The following is a 17,281-nucleotide window of genomic DNA, read 5'->3' on the forward strand; positions in this document are numbered from 1 at the left end:
CCCGACATTCGGGGCAACGCCGCGATCGGTGTGCCAACCGCCTAGTCCGAACCGGTGAGCGCCTCCACCAGCTCCTCCGCCGTCGCCGCGTTGTCCAGCAACTTGCCGACGTGCGCCTTCGTGCCCCGCAGCGGCTCCAGGGTCGGGATCCGCACCAGCGACTCCTTGCCGACGTCGAAGATGACCGAATCCCACGAAGCCGCCGCGATCGACGTCGCGTACTTCTCCAGCGCCCGGCCGCGGAAGTAGGCGCGCGTGTCCGACGGGGGTGTCGTCACCGCGGCCAGCACCTCCTCCTCCGAGACCAGCCGCTTCATCGACCCGCGCGTGACGAGCCGGTTGTACAGGCCCTTCGCCAGCCGCACGTCCGAATACTGCAGGTCGACCAGCCGCAGCCGCGGCGCGCCCCAGGCCAGGTTGTCGCGCTGCCGGTAGCCCTCCAGCAGCCGCAGCTTGGCCGGCCAGTCCAGCCGGTCCGCGCACTCCTGCGGGTCGCGCGCCAGCGCGTCCAGGATCTCGCCCCAGACCCGCAGGACCTCCTTCGAGGCCTCGTCGGCGCCGGTGCGCTCGAGGTTCTGCGAGGCGATCTCGTGGTAGGCGAACTGCAGGTCCAGCCCGGTGTACTTCTTGCCGTTGGCCAGCGCGACCTGGGTCTTCAGCGTCGGGTCGTGGCTGATCTGGTGGACGGCCTTGACCGGCTCGTCGAGCTTCAGGTCGTCGAACCGGATGCCCGACTCGATCAGGTCCAGCACCAGCGCCGTCGTCCCGACCTTCAGGTACGTCGAGTACTCCGACATGTTCGCGTCGCCGATGATGACGTGCAGCCGCCGGTACTTGTCCGCGTCCGCGTGCGGCTCGTCGCGGGTGTTGATGATCCCGCGCTTGAGCGTGGTCTCCAGGCCGACCTCGACCTCGATGTAGTCCGCACGCTGGGAGAGCTGGAACCCGGCCTCTTCACTCTGCTGGCCGATCCCGAGCCGTCCCGAACCGGTCACCACCTGCCGCGACACGAAGAACGGCGTCAGCCCCGCGATCACCGCGGTGAACGGCGTCGACCGCGCCATCAGGTAGTTCTCGTGCGTGCCGTAGCTCGCGCCCTTGCCGTCGACGTTGTTCTTGTACAGCTGCAGCTGCGGCTGACCCGGCACGGAAGCGGCCTTCATCGCCGCCTCCTCCATCACCCGCTCGCCCGCCTTGTCCCAGATGACCGCGTCGCGCGCGTTCGTCACCTCGGGGGCGGAGTACTCCGGGTGCGCGTGGTCGACGTACAGCCGCGCCCCGTTGGTGAGGATGACGTTCGCCGCGCCGAGGTCCTCGACGTCGGGGTCGTGGCCCGGGCCGCCCGGCCCGGTCAGGTCGAACCCGCGCGCGTCCCGCAGCGGGCTCTCCACCTCGTAGTCCCACCGGGCCCGCCGGGCGCGCGGGATGTCGGCCGCCGCCGCGTACGCCAGCACGACCTGGGTGGAGGTGAGTACCGGGTTCGCCGTCGCGTCGCCCGGCACGGAGATGCCGTACTCGACTTCGGTTCCCATGATCCGCCGCATACGCCCACCCTACGGGGTCGTCCTAGTGGAACGATGCACCCATGCCAGGCAGTGACGAACTCGTTGCCCTCTATGACCAGGCCGGCGCGGTGGTCGGCAGCACCACGCGCGCCCGGGTCCGCGCCGGCGCGCTGTGGCACGCCGCCGGCGTCGTCCTGGTCCGTTCGGGTGATGGAAACGCGGTCTACGTGCACCTCCGCACCCCCGGGAAGGACGTGTTCCCCTCCACCTGGGACTGCTGGGCCGGCGGTGTGGTGGCCGCCGGGGAGACCCCGGCCGAGTGCGCCCGCCGCGAACTCGCCGAAGAACTCGGCGTCCGCGGAGTGGAACCCGTGCCGCTGTTCACCAAGGTCTACGACGACGGCCGCAACCGCTGCCACAACTTCGCCTTCGAGGTCCGCTGGGACGGCCCGATCCGCCACCAGGCCGAGGAGATCGTCGAAGGCCGCTGGATCACCTTGGCCGAACTGCGGGCCTGGGTCGACGACCCGGCCCCGGACCTGCCCTTCATCCCCGACGGCCGCGAAGGCGTCCAGGAGTGGTTCCGCCGCTACGGCTGAGCAGCGAGCTTCGCCGTCATCGCGGGCAGCAGGCGCTTCGCCGCGTCCACCGCCCGGGTCTCCGTGCTCGCCGAGACGGTCAGCACGGACACGAGGCTTCCCTTCGCCAGCAACACGGTGCAGGTCTTGCCCTCGCACCACGCCCGCTGGCGCTCGACCCCGGCCTGCGCCGGGACGCTCACCGTCCGGCCCGCGCAGTCCGCGTCCGCGACCACCCCGGCCGCGGTGCGGTCCGGGTACGCGACGACGCGATGGCTCAGCACCGACCCGCTGGGGTAGTGCCAGGTGGCGGTCCGGCTGCCGGCCGACGCCGGGCCGGTCAGGCACCCCGAGGCCTCCCCCGAAGCCGGCTGCACGCCTTCCTCGGCGACGTCGGCGTCGGACAGCAGCGCCCGCTGCGCGAGCCCGCCGAGATCGGGTGCCGCCGGGGTCGCCTTCGCCGGGCTCATCGGGACTTCCGACGTCTTCGGAGCCGGGGCCGGCGGCGCGGTCGACGACGTGGGCACCGGATCGTCGTAGTACGTCTCGAGGTTGTTCGGGTCGGGCCCGTCGCAGCCCGTGAGGCCGACCAACGCGACCGCGGCCAACGCGATCGCCTGCCGATGACGCACCTGCTCCGGCCTCCTGTCGTGGGTGGCGTGCCTGCGAAGGGTAGTGCAGCCCCTCAGTCCCACGCCAAGGAGGACCGGTGTCGCCAGTACGCCCCGGGTTCCTCGGCGAGCGCCGCCAGCGCATCCCGTTCCGCCGCGGTGAGTTCCAGGGCCGTGGCCCGCAGGTTCGCCGCGAGCTGCGCCGGGCTCGCCGGGCCGATGACCGCCCGGTCCACCCAGTCGTTCGCCAGCACGGCGGCCACCGCGACCGCGTCCGGCCCGGTGCCGTGTGCCGCCGCGATCTCCCGCACCGCGGCCGGCGCTTCGACCGCGAGCCTGCCGTTGGCCAGGGTTTCCTTGACCAGCACCCGCTTCCCGGCCGCGTGCGCCGCCGCCAGGGCCGTCCCCGCGGACGGTTCCAGGACGTTCCACGTCGACTGCACCGCGGAGAACACCGGCCGCCCGGCCGCTTCCACCGCGAACGCCCGCTCGATCGCCGCCGCCTGGGCCGGCCCGGACGTCGAAAACCCCACCGCGACCCCGTTCGCGGCCAGCTCGGCGAGCGCTTCCAGCAACGGCTCGTCGGCGAACAACGGACTGTCCACAGTGAGCGAATGGACCTGGTAGAGCCCGACCCGATCCGCCAGCAGGGCCAGGGTTTCCGCCCACTGCGCGGCGAACCGCGCCGCCGAGTGCTCCTTCACCTCGTGGACATCGGCCTCGAGCCGCCACTCCCCGACGTAGGCGTAACCCCACTTGCTGGAGACCTCCACGTCGGCGTGCCCGCGTTCGGCGAGCCAGCCGGCCAGGAACTCCTCGGAACGGCCGTACGAGCGGGCGGCGTCGACGTGCCGGACGCCCGCGGCGTAGGCGGCGTCGAGCACCGCGAACGTCGCCGCACGCATCGAAGCGACGTCCCGCACCGGCGGCAGTGCCCCGTCCCGGCCGAGGTTGATGTACGCGGGACGGCCCAGCGCGGCCAGGCCGAGGGCGATGCGGTCCACGCTCATGCCGTCTGCTTGTGCCGCAGGATGGCCAGCCACTGGCTCGCGTTCTGGGCCTGCCGGTGCAGCTTCTCGAGGCGGGCGGCCGGGGCCCGGACGTAGCCCTTGCCGAACACCGGCGCGATCTGGCGCAGGCTGGCGCCGCCTTCGCGCGCCGCGAGGAGCAGCCAGTCGGACGCGTCGGCGCAGGCCGCGGACGCCCGGCGCAGCTCGCCGAGCATGTCGATGAGTTCCGGGGCGCTCACCTCCCCCGCTTCGACGGCGGCGGCCGTCGTCTCCAGCCAGGCCAGGACGGCGGCTTCGGTGATGGGCGCACGGGGCCGGGTTTCTTCGGTCACGGCGCTGAGTATAGGTCGTTATACGCCGATATACTGGGCGCCACACCATGACGACGCACACTTCATCCCCGGCCGACGTCGAGCGGTTGCTCGACGTGTTCAAGGCGCTCGCGAACCCCGTCCGGCTGCAGGTGCTGCAGTGGCTGCGGGAGCCGGAGCGGCACTTCCCGGTCGAGCGGGCGATCGCCGACCCGGTGGAGGTCGGCGTGTGCGTGAGCCACATCCAGGAGAAGCTGGGGCTGGCGCAGTCGACCGTGTCGGCCTACATGGCGTCGCTGCAGCGAGCCGGGCTGGTCCGGGCGACGCGGGTCGGCAAGTGGACGCACTACAAGCGTGACGAAGCCCGGATCGCCGAGTTCGTCGCGGTGCTCGGCCACTCCCTCTGACTCCCCCTGCTCCCGTTCGCCACCCCTGCCGGCGTCTCACATCGTAAATCTGCGATACTTCGATTTATGGGTATGATCGAGAACATGCGGCTCGGCCGCTACGGGATCTGGACGTTCGACTTCGAGGACCAGCCGGCCGGCCTGATCCGGGACTCGGTGCAGGAGCTGGAGGAACTCGGCTGGCCCGCGATCTGGATCCCGGAGAGCGAGGGCCGGGAAGCCCTCACGCACGCCGGGTTCCTCCTGTCCGCCACCGAACGCCTCACCGTCGTGAACGGCATCGCGCAGATCTGGTCCCGCGAGGCGCAGTGGACCCGCGGCGCGGCCCTGCTGCTGGCCGACGCCTACCCGGACCGCCACCTGCTCGGCCTCGGTTTCGGCGCCGGGAAGCCCGGCGCGAAGCCGCTTCGGGCGATGAACGACTACCTCGACGCGCTGGACGCCGACAAGCACGTCAACCCCGCCCCGCGGGCCCCGATGCGGCGGCTGCTCGCGGCGTACGGCCCGAAGATGCTGGAGCTGGCCCGGGACCGCTCGGAGGGGGCGCACACCTACCACGTGACGCCGGAACACACGGCCCAGGCGCGGGAGATCCTCGGCACCGGCCCGCTCCTCGGCGTCGAGCACGCCGTGCTGTTCGAGACCGACGCGGCCAAGGCTCGCGAGATCGCCCGCAAGCACCTGCACCCGTACCTCACCACGAAGTACAACATCGCGAAGTTCCTCCGGCTCGGCTACACCGAAGCCGACATCGACGGCGGCCACGGCAGCGACCGGCTCGTCGACGACCTGGTGTTCTGGGGCGACCTCGAATCCATCACCGCGAAGCTCCAGCGGCACCTCGACGCGGGCGCCGACCACGTCGGCGTCCAGGTCATCGGGGTCGAGCCGGGCACCTCGGCCATGCCGCACTGGCGACGGCTCACCGAAGCGCTGCTACCCGCGTAGGCCGAACCGCGCGGTGCAGTGCCACACGCGCTTGAGCACCTGGGGGTCGTGCCGGCCGGCGCGGACGGCGTCGCCGATGACGCGGGCGTCCAGCCACCCGTCCTCGGCGATGTCTTCGCCGGCCCGCACGGCGTCCTCGCCGCGGTAGTCCGCGTGCTCGGCGAGCTTCGCCACGGGCAGCCGGAACCCGTGGTGCCAGCAGACCGGGAAGGGGAACTCCGCGGCCGCCGCTTCGACGTCGGTGCCGCGGAACGACGGGTCCAGCACCAGGGCCGCGACGTCGGACGACAGCCGGAGCGGGCCGTGGACGTGGGCCTCGACGTAGTCGTCGAGCTCGTCGGGCGCGTCGGCTTCGACGAGGGGGATCAGCGGCATGTGCGCGGCCGTGCCGAAGTCGGCCGGCTCGCGGAAGCTGTCCGGGTAGCAGAACGTCACCCGCTCCAGCACGGCACGCCGGAGCCGGAAGTGCGCGGAACCGAACCGGACCGAGCCGCCCGCGGGACGGCGGCGGTGGTTGAGCGAGCCGTACTTCGGACGGGACGCGGGCGGCAGGGTGTCGTAGACCCCGCCGAACATCCGGTGCTCCCAGTGCCAGCGGGCCCCGCCCGGGTGCGCGGTCAGGCCGCCGTTGCCGGTGCCGGTCTCGAACTGGGAGCGGTAGACGCCGTCGGTGAGCCAGTGCCGCAGCAGCGGCACCGCTCCCACCAGCCGGTCCGGGTGGAAGTGGATCGTGACGTCCATCTCCGCCGGCAGTGGCGGCCCATCGACCCGGGCGGCGACGTATTCGACTGCTGTCTGCCATTCCTGCCCCATGGTATAGGTCGTTATACACAACACGGCGTCGGAAAACCACTGGCTTCGCGGCCGGTCCGGCCGTTTGACTGCGGCCATGCGATCGGCGGAGTTCGGGGTCACGGTGCGGTTCGCGCTGCTGGCGGTGGTGTGGGGTGCGAGTTTCCTGTTCATCAAGGTGGGTCTGGGCGGGCTCTCCCCCGGTCAGGTCGCGCTCGCCCGTGTCGGGCTGGGTGCGCTCGCGCTGGCCGTGCTGCTGCTGGTGCGCCGACGGCCGCTGCCCCGCGATCCGGTGCTGTGGGGCCACCTCGCGGTCGTGTCGGTGTTGTTGTGCGTGGTGCCGTTCCTGCTGTTCTCGTGGGCGGAGCAGTACATCTCGTCCGGGCTGGCCAGCATCTTCAACGCGACGACGCCGCTGGTCACGATGCTGCTGGCGGCCGCGGCGCTGCCGGAGGAGCGGTTCACGCCGCCGCGGGTGCTCGGCCTGCTGCTGGGGTTCGCCGGCGTGCTCACGATCGTCGGGGTGTGGCACGGCATCGACGTGTCCCACCAGCTGACGGCCCAGCTGGCCTGTCTCGGTGCGACGACCTGCTACGGCGCGTGTTTCGTGTACCTGCGCCGGTTCGTCTCACCGCGGGGGACGGATCCGGTGGTCGTCGCGTTCGGGCAGACGGCGTCGGCGACGGTGATCCTGGGCCTGCTGACCCCGGTGATCGCGGCGACGCCGGTGCGCCTCGACCTGCCGGTGGTGGCGAGCATGCTCGCGCTCGGCGTCTTCGGCACAGGCATCGCGTACGCCTGGAACACCCGGATCATCGCCGCCTGGGGCGCGGCCAACGCTTCGGCGGTGACGTACCTGACGCCGGTCGTCGGGGTGCTGCTCGGCGTGCTCGTGCTGGGCGAGCCCGTGAGCTGGAACCAGCCGGCCGGCGCGCTGCTGGTGGTGCTGGGCATCCTGGCCGCACACGGACGGCTGCGCCTGCGCCGCTCAACCCGGGCGGAAGCGGAACTGGTCCGCCGTTAGACACGCCGATGGGGCGGCCGCCGCGGCGGCCACCCCATCGCACGTTCGCACCTATAGGTACTGACCGGTGTTCGTGGCGGTGTCGATCGCCCGCCCCGAGTCCTGGTTCTTGCCGGTGACGAGCGTGCGGATGTAGACGATCCGCTCGCCCTTCTTGCCGGAGATCCGGGCCCAGTCGTCCGGGTTGGTGGTGTTGGGCAGGTCCTCGTTCTCCGCGAACTCGTCGACGATCGCGTCGAGCAGGTGCTGCACACGGAGACCCGGCTGCTGGGTCTCCAGCACCGACTTGATCGCCGACTTCTTCGCCCGGTCCACGATGTTCTGGATCATCGCGCCCGAGTTGAAGTCGCGGAAGTACAGGACTTCCTTGTCCCCGTTGGCGTAGGTCACCTCGAGGAACCGGTTCTCGTCGCTCTCCTCGTACATCCGCTCGACGGTGTGCTGGATCATCGCGTCGAACGTCGCCTTGTGGTCCCCGCCGAACTCGGCGAGGTCGTCGGCGTGGATCGGCAGGCCTTCGGCCAGGTACTTGGAGAAGATGTCCTTCGCGCCTTCGGCGTCCGGACGCTCGATCTTGATCTTGACGTCGAGCCGGCCCGGCCGCAGGATCGCCGGGTCGATCATGTCTTCGCGGTTGGAGGCGCCGATGACGATGACGTTCTCCAGGCCTTCGACACCGTCGATCTCCGACAGCAGCTGCGGCACGATCGTGGTCTCCACGTCGGACGACACGCCCGACCCGCGGGTCCGGAAGATCGAGTCCATCTCGTCGAAGAACACGATGACCGGGGTGCCCTCGGAGGCCTTCTCCCGCGCCCGCTGGAAGATCAGGCGGATGTGCCGCTCGGTCTCCCCGACGAACTTGTTGAGCAGCTCGGGACCCTTGATGTTCAGGAAGTAGGACTTCCCGTCCGCGGCGTCGCCGCGGGCCTCGGCCACCTTCTTGGCCAGCGAGTTCGCCACCGCCTTGGCGATGAGCGTCTTGCCGCAGCCCGGCGGGCCGTAGAGCAGGACGCCCTTCGGCGGCCGCAGCTGGTACTCCTGGTACAGGTCTGCGTGCAGGAACGGCAGCTCGACCGCGTCCCTGATCTGCTCGATCTGCCGGGTGAGGCCACCGATGTCCTCGTAGCGGACGTCGGGCACCTCCTCCAGCACCAGGTCCTCGACCTCCGCCTTCGGCACGCGCTCGTACGCGTAGCCGGCCTTGGAGTCGACCAGCAGCGAGTCGCCCGGCTTGAGCGGCTGCTCGGCCAGCAGGTCGGAGAGCAGGACCACCCGCTCTTCGTCCGCGTGCCCGACCACGAGCGCACGGGGGCTGCCGCCCTCGACGTCCGGGGCGAGCACCTCGCGCAGCGCACACACCTCACCGGTGCGTTCGAACCCGCCGCCCTCGACCACGGTGAGCGCCTCGTTGAGCCGCAGCGCCTGACCGCGGCGCAGCGACGAGATCTCGACCGCGGGCGAGACCGACACCCGCATCTTCCGGCCGGCCGTGAAGACGTCCACCGTGTTGTCCTCGTACGCCTCGACGAAGACGCCGTACCCGGACGGTGGCTGGGCCAGCCGGTCGACCTCCTCGCGGAGGGCGAGGAGCTGTCCTCGCGCTTCGCGCAGGGTTTCGACCAGTTTGGTGTTGCGTTCGGTGAGCTGGCTCACCCTTTCCGAGGCCTCGGCGAGCCGCTGTTCGAGAACTCGGTTCTGCCGTGGCGAGTCCGTCAGTTTGCGGCGCAGCAGCGCCACTTCTTCCTCGAGAAAACGGATCTGCCGAGCCTGCTCGTCCGCCGTCGTCCCAGCTCCGGATGTTGCTGAAGGGTCGGCCTCCTCGCGCCGACCTCCGGGAAGGTCATGATGCATCGGGCACCTCCTCGGAGTGCTTTTCATTCCACGGTACCGGCGATCACCGACAAGAAAAGGCCTTTCCGGATCACAAGATCGGCGCGTCGCGGTTTGCCTGCCCCCTCCAGCACGGACATTCCCGCAGCGCAAGCGGCCATTTCGGTGCCGTGGCGCCGGTGTGTCGCGGGTCCGTCCGGGCCGGGACGAAGCAAGCACGTCGGGAGTACCCCGCCCGGAAGAGGGCCAACCCCCGCCCGGGAGCCGGGCAAATCCGGCCGGATCCGCCCTAACCGCGCGGCGGGACGGCCCGGTGGCTAGCATCGGGCGACGCTGTACCGGCCTCGACGGCCGGGCGCCACTCGAAGGAACGCTAGGGGGCACCCGCCATGACCTACCCGCCGCAGCAACCGGGCGGCTACGGCCAGCAGCCCGGCGGCTACGGGCAGCAGCCCGATCCGTACGGCCGGCCCCCGCAGGGCGGCCACCCCCAGAGCGGCCCCCAGGCCCAGCCCGGCTACGGCGGCACCCAGCAGTTCGGCCAGCCGGGCCCGTACGACGGCACGCAGCAGTGGGGCCAGCCCGGCGGGTACGACGGGACCCAGCAGTACGGCCAGCCCGGCGGGTACGACGGCACGCAGCAATACGGTCAGCCCGGCGGGTACGACGGCGGGACGCAGCAGTACGGCCAGCCGGGCCCGTACGACGGCACGCAGCAGTACGGCCAGGCCGGCCCGTACGACCAGCCCGGCCAGGGCGGATACCAGCCCCAGACGGGCCCTCAGCCCCAGCAGGGCCACCCGCAGTACGGCCGTCAGGACCAGTGGGGCGGGCCGCCCCAGTCCTTCGGCGGCCACGACCCGTACGGCGGCGGCAGCTTCGGCGAGGCGCCCCCGCCCAAGAAGAAGACCGGCCTGATCGTCGGCATCGCGGCCGCGGCGGTCGTGCTCGTCGGCGGCGGCGTCACCGCGTTCGTCCTCATGAACGGCAACGACGAGCAGACCGCCGCACCGCCGGCGAGCAGCACTTCGGCGGCGCCGACGACCGCGCCGAAGGCGTCCACCCCGAAGCCCAAGAGCACCGCGCCGGCCAGCCCGTCGACGCCGAAGAGCAAGTCCGCGGGCGGCCCCGCCCCCGGCGGCAAGCCCAGCTCCCAGGAGCTGTTCGACTCGACGATCTCGGCCTACAACGCCGGCGACGAGAAGGCACTCGGCGACACCATCTGCCGCAGCGTCTACGAGGGCACCACGGGCGAAATCCCGAAGGTGACGGTGAAGCTGACCGCCACGCCGCAGGAGACCGGCGACAAGGCCACCGCCCGCTACTCCGCCACCGACGGCAGCAAGACCAAGGTCGGCACGATGTCGGCGCAGAAGGAGTCCGGGCTCTGGTGCCTGTCCAACGTGCAGGCGGACGGCTCGTGAGCACCCGGCGGTGAACCGCGTGTTCGCCGCCGGGCTGGTCCTGCTCGGCGTGGCCGGGGCGGGCGTCGTGCTGGGCCTGGTGCTCGTCGCCCCGGCCGGCTCCCCGCCCGCGGCGTCGGCCACGCCGCCGCCGGCCCGGCCGTCGGCACCGCCGCCGGCTCCCGACCAGGCCGACACGGCCGCGGTGGCGGTGCTGGCCCGCGCGATCGTCGACGCGATCGCCCGCCACGACTCGGCGGCGTTCGGGAAGCTCACGTGCCGCCCGCAGACCGCCGAAGCGCTCGCGGGCCTGCAGCGGACGTGGGACGCCGCCGGCCCGGTCACGGCGAAGCTGGCCGCACCCCCGGAACTGCGCGGCGAGTCCGCGACGGCGAAGGTGCACGTCGAAGCGGCGGGCGGGACGAAGGACACGCCTTTCCCGCTGCGCAAGGAGAACGGCCGGTGGTGCGTGCCGGGCTAGGCGGTCAGCCCTTGCCCTTGCTCGGACGGCGCGAGACCCGCGGGGACACGGTGCCGTCCGCCAGCCGGCGCGCGGTCAGCAGGAACGCCGTGTGCGCCACCATCCGGTGGTCCGGGCGGACCGCCAGGCCCACCACGTGCCACGGGCGCATCAGCGTCTCCCACGACTCGGGCTCGGTCCAGCACTGCTGCTCGCGCAGCGACTCCGTGACCCGCGAAAGCTGCGTCACGGTCGCGACGTAGACGGTCAGCACGCCGCCCGGCACCAGGTGGGCGGCCACGTTCGGCAGCTGGTCCCACGGCGCGAGCATGTCCAGCACGACGCGGTCGACCTCGCCCTCGTGCGAGGCCAGGTCGGCCACCGTGAGCGACCAGTTGGCCGGCTTCTCGCCGAAGAACTTCACCACGTTGCGCTCGGCGTGCTCGGCGTGGTCGTCGCGGATCTCGTAGGAGTGCACGCGCCCGGCCGGGCCGACCGCCCGCAGCAGCGAGCAGGTCAGCGCCCCCGAGCCGGCGCCCGCCTCGAGCACGCGCGCACCCGGGAAGATGTCGCCCCACATCACGATCTGCGCGGCGTCCTTCGGGTAGATCACCTGCGCGCCGCGGGGCATCGAGAGCACGTAGTCCGGCAGCAGCGGGCGCAGCGCGAGGTAGGTCGACCCGCCCGCGGACGTGACCACCGACCCTTCGGGACGGCCGATCAGGTCGTCGTGGGCCAGTGCGCCGCGGTGGGTGTGGTACTCACCACCGGCGGCCAGCGTCAGGGTGTAGTGCCGCCCCTTCGAGTCGGTCAACTGCACCCGATCACCCGCGCGAAACGGTCCGCTGACCGACAACACTTCCTCCTGTAACCCGTTTGGCCGACGCCAGATCTTCGCAGGCCGCGTGGGCCGGTGACTCAGCGGGTGCGGCGGTTCAGCGCGGCCCGCAGGTCGTCCCGGCGGAGCACGCCCGCCGGGCGGCCCTCGTCGTCGACCACGAGGAACTGCCACGCCGCGGTTTCACGGACCCGCTCGACGACGTCCTCGCCCGGCTCCGAGGCCAGCAGCACGGTCTCGGCCCGGATCGGCTCGGCCGCGAACTCGGCCGGGGCGTGCGGCGAGGAGCTCGCGAGCCGCTCGGCCGCGCCTTCGTCCAGGAGCCCGGCCGCCACGCCGTCGGCGCGGACCAGGACCACACCGCGGCCGGCCGACGCGGCCAGCGCGTCCGACACCGGGCTTTCGGCGGGCAGCTGCAGCACCGGCCGGACCAGTTCGCCGAGGACCAGGCCGTCCGGCCACGTGCGGCGTGCTTCGGCGGCCAGCTCCGAGCGGGCGCCGAGGATCACGAACCACGCCGTCACCACGCAGACGCCCAGCCGCAGCCAGCGGTCCGGGCTCGCGGTCGCCAGGCCCCACAAGGCCCAGACCAGCAGCCCGGCGGCCACGACCGCGCCGCCGGCGACCGCCGCGCGGGTGCCCTTGGCGCGGATGCCGGTGACCGCCCACACCCCGGCGCGGACCAGCCTGCCGCCGTCCAGCGGCAGCCCGGGCAGCAGGTTGAAGACGCCGACGGCGAGGTTCGCCACCGCGCACTCGGCCACCAGGAGCCAGACCGCACCGTCCGGGGGCACGGCGAACATCAGCAGGCCGCAGAAGCCGCCGAGCAGCAGCGACACCGCGGGCCCGGCCGCGGCGACCAGGCCTTCGTCGCCGGGGCGCTTGGGCGTCCTGGCCACTTCGGACAGGCCGCCGAGGAGGAACAGGCGCAGCCGCCGCACGGGAATCCCCAGCCGCAGCGCGACCAGGCAGTGCCCGAGTTCGTGGGCGAGCACGGACAAGCCCAGCAGCAGCGCGAACGCCCCGGCGAGCAGCCACGACGTCGTCGCGGAGGCCTCCGGGAGCAGCCGCCCGACCAGCGGCGCGTACAGCACGACGACGATCAGCGAGCCGACCCACCACGACGGCGCGAGCAGCACCGGCACCCCGGCGACCCGGAACAGCAGGAGGCCACCGTCCGAGCGGACGGCCTGCCGGGTGCCCCCGGTGCCCTGCTCACTGGTCGCGGCCATGCGGAGAGCCTAGAGCCCCGGGTGTGGGTACGGAGTGATCCGCCCCCACCGGTGTGGCCCGCGCACCCGAAGGGTCGGCCTGCGTACCCGGGCAGTCGGCTTGCGTACCCGGAGGGTCGGCTGCGTTCCTGGGGGGGTCGGGCGGCGCCGGGATCGAACCGACCCCGTGGGTACACCAACCGACCCTTCCGGTACGCAAACCGACCGTCGGGGTACGCAAGCCGACCCTTCCGGTACGCGGTCGTCCGGGGTGGCGGGCGTTGCGGTCGCCGGAACTGTCGGACCCCGGCGTTACGCTCTGCCCATGCCCGACGCCGACACCGTCACCACCGACTCCCCCGCCTCCGCCGTCGCCACCGAGGTACGGCGGCGGCCCGCGTTGTCGCCGTCGAGGGCCAGCGACTTCAAGCAGTGCCCGCTGCTCTACCGGTTCCGCGCGGTCGACCGGCTGCCCGAAGTCCCGACCAAGGCCCAGCTGCGCGGCACGCTCGTCCACTCGGTCCTGGAGCGCCTGTTCGCCCTCCCGGCGGCCGAGCGCGTCCCCGCCCAGGCCCGGGAGCTGCTCGGCCCGGCGTGGACGGACCTGTCCGCGGACCGTCCGGAGTGGACCGAGCTGTTCGACGGCGAAAAGCCCGAAGAACACGCCGAATGGCTGCGGTCGGCCGAAAAGCTCCTCGACGCCTACTTCGACCTGGAAGACCCGCGGCGGCTCGAACCCGAGGCGTGCGAGCTGCACGTCGAGATCGAGCTCGGCTCCGGCGTGCTGCTGCGCGGCTACATCGACCGGCTCGACGTCGCCCCGACCGGCGAGATCCGGGTCGTCGACTACAAGACCGGCGCCGCGCCGCGCGAGATCGGCGAGGCGAAGGCGATGTTCCAGATGAAGTTCTACGCCGTGGTCCTGTGGCGGCTGCGCGGGATAGTGCCCCGCCAGCTGAAGCTCATGTACCTCACCGACGGCCAGTCGCTGGCCTACACGCCCGACGAAGCCGAGCTGCTGCGGTTCGAGCGCACCCTGGAGGCCATCTGGCAGGCCATCCTCAAGGCGGGCAAGACCGGCGACTTCCGGGCGAACAAGAGCAAGCTGTGCAACTGGTGCGACCACCAGGCGCACTGCCCCGAGTACGGCGGCACCCCACCCGCCTACCCCGGCTGGCCGGAGCCCGACGCGGGCGACGAGACGCCCCTGGACCGGGCCGACTGATGGCCGACGCCTTCTACGTCCCGCTCGGCGACGGCCGGTTCTCCGCGACCGGGCACACGGCCGGGCCCTGGACCCCCGACGCCCAGCACTTCGGCCCGCCGTCGGCGTTGCTCGTCCGGGCCCTCGAAAACGTCGAAACCGCGCACCCGGCCGAACTCGCGCGCGTCACCGTCGAGATCCTCGGCCCGGCCCCGGTCGCCGAGCTCACCGTGCGGGCCCGGGTCGAACGGCCCGGCCGGTCGGTCGAGCTGCTGCAGGCCGAACTGGCGAGCGCCGAGCGGGTGGTGGCGCGCGCCTCGGCGTGGCGCATCGCGACGTCGGACACGGCGGCGGTCGCCACCGACGCCGGCCCGCTGCTGCCCGGGCCGGGCAGCGTCGAAGAGTCGCCGTGGCCGGAGGGCTGGCAGGGCGGCTACCTCGACGCGGTCGAGTGGCGCGCGGTGCGCGGCGGCATGGACGCGCCCGGCCCGGCGGCGGTGTGGGCGCGCCAGCGCGTCCCGCTGGTCGACGGCGAGGAGCCGAGCGGCCTGCAGCGGCTGTTCGCCGTCGCCGACTCCGGCAACGGCGTGTCGAACTACCTCGACCCGCGGCAGTGGTGGTTCATCAACTCCGAGCTGACCGTCCACCTGCGGCGGGTGCCGGCGGGCGAGTGGATCGGCCTCGACGCGGTCACGCTGGTCGGCACGCACGGCATCGGCACGGCGACGAGCATCCTGCACGACGACGGCGGACCGGTGGCCACCGGCGCGCAGGCGCTGATGGTCCGGCCGCGACAGGCCGGGGGCGGATAGCCACCCACAACGGGCCCGCATCCAATAACCTTCGCGGAACGACCGACTTGAGGAGCGCTCCGGCATGCAGATCACCTCGGTGGTCAACCAGAAAGGCGGGGTCGGCAAGACCTCTCTGAGCGTCGGCACCGCGGCCGCACTGGCCGAGCGGGGCCGCCGGGTGCTCCTGGTCGACCTCGACCCGCAGGGCCACGCGACGACCGAGATGCTCGGGCTGTCCGAGGTGGCCGCGGACCAGCCGAGCCTGGCGAAGGCGCTGGCCAAGACGTGGAAGGGCCCGATCGAGGAACTCGTCGTGCCACACCCGCGCAGCAACCTCGGCCGCGGCGGCGCGCTCGACGTCGTGCCGACGTCCCCGGGCATGTTCGACCTGATCCGGCGGCTCGACTCGTTCCGCGTCCCCGGCTGGCAGCTCGCGCGGGTCATCCAGTTCGCCAACTACGACCACTGCGTCATCGACTGCCCGCCGGCGCTGGACGTGCTGACGAACAACGCGCTGGCGGCGTCGCACGGCATCCTCGTGCCGGTCCAGCCGGACAAGACGAGCATCCGGGCGCTGCGGCTGCTGGCCGACCAGGTCCGGTACGTCGAGCAGACCGTCGGGCGGCAGCCACTGTCGTGGTTCGGCCTGGTGCCGAGCCTGTACCGGCGGCCGATCTCGCACTACGCGGCCGCGGCACTGCAGGAGATGTACGACTTCGGCATTCCGATGCTGTCGCACCTGCCGCTGGGTGTGGTGATGAACGAGGCGGCGGCGCACGGCGTCCCGGTGACGACGTACGCGCCCGAGACGCTGCAAGCGCTGTCTTTCCGCGAGATCGCCGAGACGCTGGACAGCTACCTGGAGCAGAACGCGGCGCCGGCGGTGGTCCCGGCCGACGAGGAGTTCGTCTTCGAGGACTTCATCTCCGAGGTCGCGGTGGCCCGCAACGTCAACGACAACGGCGCCCGCAAGGGCCTCTACGACCTGCTGCCCAAGAAGCCCAACCGCCCCCGCTCGTGAGTGGCAAGGCGGGTGCTGACCCGCTGTTGAGTTTCAGGAGTTGTCGGACAGTTGATGTCTCAGGACCTCACGGACACTGACCGGCCTGTCGGTGTCGTGATCGGGTGGGTTGTACCGATCATGCGGCGATGGGCAGAGCAGGGTTTGCGATGGATCCTCAGTTCGTCGCCGCGGTCGCTCGGGCCGCGGGCGGGGAGAAGATCAACGTCGCGGTGTTCTGCCGCGAGCACGGACTGTCCCGGGACACCTTCTACCGGTATGTGACCCGGTTCCGGGCCGAGGGCGCCGACGGGTTCACCCGCCGCAGCACCGCCCCGCACCATCACCCCACCGCGCTCGCGCTGGAGGTGGTCGAGGCGGTGCTGCGGGCCCGCAAGCAGCTGGCCGAGGCAGGCTTGGACAACGGGCCGATCTCGATCCGCTGGCGGCTGCAGGACGCCGGGTTCCACCCCCTGCCCTCCCGGGTGTCGATCTACCGGATCCTGCGCGAACGAGGCCAGATCGTGGCCCAGCCACGCAAACGCCCCAGGACCCGGCGGCGGTTCAGCTACGCCGACCCCAACGGCTGCTGGCAGATCGACGGCATGGAACACCACCTCGCCGACGGCACCACCGTCTGCATCATCCAGATCCTGGACGACCACTCCCGCCTCGACGTCGGCACCTACGCCGCAGCCGGTGAAACCACCGCCGGCACCTGGGCCGCCCTGCAACGAGCGTTCGCCGGCTACGGCCTGCCGGTCAGAATCTTGTCCGACAACGGCCTGGCCTTCACCGGCCGCCACCGCGGGTGGATGGTCGAACTGGAACGCCGGCTCGCCGCGCTCGGGGTCACCACCATCGCTGCCACCCCGCACCACCCCCAGACCTGCGGGAAGAACGAACGCGCCCACCAGACCCTGCAGAAATGGCTCGCCGCCCGCCCACCCGCCAGCACCCTCACCGAACTGCAGGACCTGCTCGATGAGTACCGACAGATCTACAACCACCGCCGCCACCAAAGCCTCAACGGCGACACACCCCAGCAGCGCTACGACGCCCGACCGAACGCCATCCCCGCCACCGGCCCACACCGGCCCAGCGGCGTGACCACCCGACCGGTCTCGGCCACCGGCGTGATCGCGTTCTCCGGCTGTTCCATCGTCCTGGGACGCACCTGGGCCGGCCGCACCGCCAGCGTCTACTGGCAAGGCGACCGCGTCACCGTCATGATCGGCGACACCGTCACCCGCCAGCTCACGCTAGACCGCTCGGTACGCTACCAACGCCTCACCAACCACACACTGTCCAGAAAGTCCTGAGACACATCTGTCCGTGAGGTCCTGAGACAG

18 protein-coding genes are annotated in these 17,281 nt (G+C 72.0%); 10 read left to right on the forward strand and 8 right to left on the reverse strand.

What is annotated here, in order from left to right; all coding sequences use genetic code 11:
* Positions 1-41: 41 nt before the first annotated feature.
* On the reverse strand, positions 42-1,544 hold the full coding sequence (gene dop / locus IE317_RS01515) for a depupylase/deamidase Dop (RefSeq protein ID WP_191306193.1): 1,503 nt from the start codon (positions 1,542-1,544) through the stop codon (positions 42-44).
* Between the two features lie 41 nt (positions 1,545-1,585).
* Here dop and IE317_RS01520 point away from each other — a divergent pair, with 41 nt between their 5' ends.
* Complete coding sequence (locus IE317_RS01520) at positions 1,586-2,104, forward strand: NUDIX hydrolase (RefSeq protein ID WP_191306194.1); 519 nt, start codon at positions 1,586-1,588, stop codon at positions 2,102-2,104.
* On the opposite strand, the gene IE317_RS01525 is transcribed toward IE317_RS01520, so the two are convergent.
* The 3 genes from IE317_RS01525 to IE317_RS01535 are packed head-to-tail and all read right to left on the reverse strand — an operon-like array spanning position 2,095 to position 4,036.
* Positions 2,095-2,715, reverse strand: a complete 621-nt coding sequence (locus IE317_RS01525; protein ID WP_191306195.1) for a hypothetical protein — start codon at positions 2,713-2,715, stop codon at positions 2,095-2,097. The genes IE317_RS01520 and IE317_RS01525 overlap by 10 nt on opposite strands.
* Before the next feature lie 53 nt (positions 2,716-2,768).
* Positions 2,769-3,704, reverse strand: coding sequence for an aldo/keto reductase (locus IE317_RS01530; protein ID WP_191306196.1), 936 nt, complete (start codon positions 3,702-3,704; stop codon positions 2,769-2,771).
* A complete protein-coding gene (locus IE317_RS01535) occupies positions 3,701-4,036 on the reverse strand; it encodes a hypothetical protein (protein WP_191306197.1) in 336 nt (111 codons plus the stop codon). The genes IE317_RS01530 and IE317_RS01535 overlap by 4 nt, the downstream gene beginning before the upstream one ends.
* Positions 4,037-4,083: 47 nt before the next feature.
* On the opposite strand from IE317_RS01535, the gene IE317_RS01540 reads away from it, so the two are divergent.
* Both IE317_RS01540 and IE317_RS01545 read left to right on the forward strand, forming a co-directional pair.
* Positions 4,084-4,422: an ArsR/SmtB family transcription factor gene (locus tag IE317_RS01540; protein ID WP_191306198.1), complete on the forward strand. Its 339-nt coding sequence runs from the start codon at positions 4,084-4,086 to the stop codon at positions 4,420-4,422.
* Between the two features lie 66 nt (positions 4,423-4,488).
* Entirely contained in the window at positions 4,489-5,370 is an 882-nt protein-coding gene (locus IE317_RS01545; protein ID WP_373308953.1) for a TIGR03620 family F420-dependent LLM class oxidoreductase, read from the forward strand.
* Here the strand turns inward: IE317_RS01545 and IE317_RS01550 are convergent.
* The gene (locus IE317_RS01550; RefSeq protein ID WP_191306199.1) at positions 5,359-6,183 is read right to left on the reverse strand and encodes a DUF3626 domain-containing protein; all 825 of its coding nucleotides are present in this window, start codon (positions 6,181-6,183) and stop codon (positions 5,359-5,361) included. The genes IE317_RS01545 and IE317_RS01550 overlap by 12 nt on opposite strands.
* 76 nt (positions 6,184-6,259) lie before the next feature.
* Here IE317_RS01550 and IE317_RS01555 point away from each other — a divergent pair, with 76 nt between their 5' ends.
* Entirely contained in the window at positions 6,260-7,186 is a 927-nt protein-coding gene (locus IE317_RS01555; RefSeq protein WP_191306200.1) for a DMT family transporter, read from the forward strand.
* A 51-nt stretch (positions 7,187-7,237) separates the two neighbouring features.
* On the opposite strand, the gene arc is transcribed toward IE317_RS01555, so the two are convergent.
* Complete coding sequence (gene arc, locus IE317_RS01560) at positions 7,238-9,040, reverse strand: proteasome ATPase (protein ID WP_191306201.1); 1,803 nt, start codon at positions 9,038-9,040, stop codon at positions 7,238-7,240.
* A 368-nt stretch (positions 9,041-9,408) separates the two neighbouring features.
* On the opposite strand from arc, the gene IE317_RS01565 reads away from it, so the two are divergent.
* Both IE317_RS01565 and IE317_RS01570 read left to right on the forward strand, forming a co-directional pair.
* Positions 9,409-10,443 carry a hypothetical protein gene (locus IE317_RS01565; protein ID WP_191306202.1) on the forward strand — a complete coding sequence of 345 codons (1,035 nt, stop codon included), beginning with the start codon at positions 9,409-9,411 and terminating at the stop codon, positions 10,441-10,443.
* Positions 10,444-10,453: 10 nt separating this feature from the next.
* Entirely contained in the window at positions 10,454-10,903 is a 450-nt protein-coding gene (locus tag IE317_RS01570) for a hypothetical protein (protein ID WP_191306203.1), read from the forward strand.
* 4 nt (positions 10,904-10,907) lie between these two features.
* Here the strand turns inward: IE317_RS01570 and IE317_RS01575 are convergent, their stop codons facing one another.
* Positions 10,908-11,738, reverse strand: a complete 831-nt coding sequence (locus IE317_RS01575; protein ID WP_191306204.1) for a tRNA (adenine-N1)-methyltransferase — start codon at positions 11,736-11,738, stop codon at positions 10,908-10,910.
* Positions 11,739-11,800: 62 nt separating this feature from the next.
* A complete protein-coding gene (locus IE317_RS01580) occupies positions 11,801-12,952 on the reverse strand; it encodes a site-2 protease family protein (RefSeq protein WP_191306205.1) in 1,152 nt (383 codons plus the stop codon).
* Between the two features lie 304 nt (positions 12,953-13,256).
* On the opposite strand from IE317_RS01580, the gene IE317_RS01585 reads away from it, so the two are divergent.
* The 4 genes from IE317_RS01585 (at position 13,257) to IE317_RS01600 (ending at position 17,251) form a co-directional block, all read left to right on the forward strand.
* Positions 13,257-14,156 (forward strand): RecB family exonuclease, encoded by a 900-nt coding sequence (locus IE317_RS01585; RefSeq protein WP_191306206.1) that lies wholly within the window; start codon positions 13,257-13,259, stop codon positions 14,154-14,156.
* On the forward strand, positions 14,156-14,947 hold the full coding sequence (locus IE317_RS01590; RefSeq protein ID WP_191306207.1) for a thioesterase family protein: 792 nt from the start codon (positions 14,156-14,158) through the stop codon (positions 14,945-14,947). The genes IE317_RS01585 and IE317_RS01590 overlap by 1 nt, the downstream gene beginning before the upstream one ends.
* 64 nt (positions 14,948-15,011) lie before the next feature.
* A complete protein-coding gene (locus tag IE317_RS01595; RefSeq protein ID WP_191306208.1) occupies positions 15,012-15,950 on the forward strand; it encodes a ParA family protein in 939 nt (312 codons plus the stop codon).
* Between the two features lie 149 nt (positions 15,951-16,099).
* The gene (locus IE317_RS01600) at positions 16,100-17,251 is read left to right on the forward strand and encodes an IS481 family transposase (protein WP_191306209.1); all 1,152 of its coding nucleotides are present in this window, start codon (positions 16,100-16,102) and stop codon (positions 17,249-17,251) included.
* The last annotated feature ends 30 nt before the right edge of the window (positions 17,252-17,281 follow it).

Source organism: Amycolatopsis bullii (assembly GCF_014654205.1).
GTDB lineage: Bacteria > Actinomycetota > Actinomycetes > Mycobacteriales > Pseudonocardiaceae > Amycolatopsis > Amycolatopsis plumensis.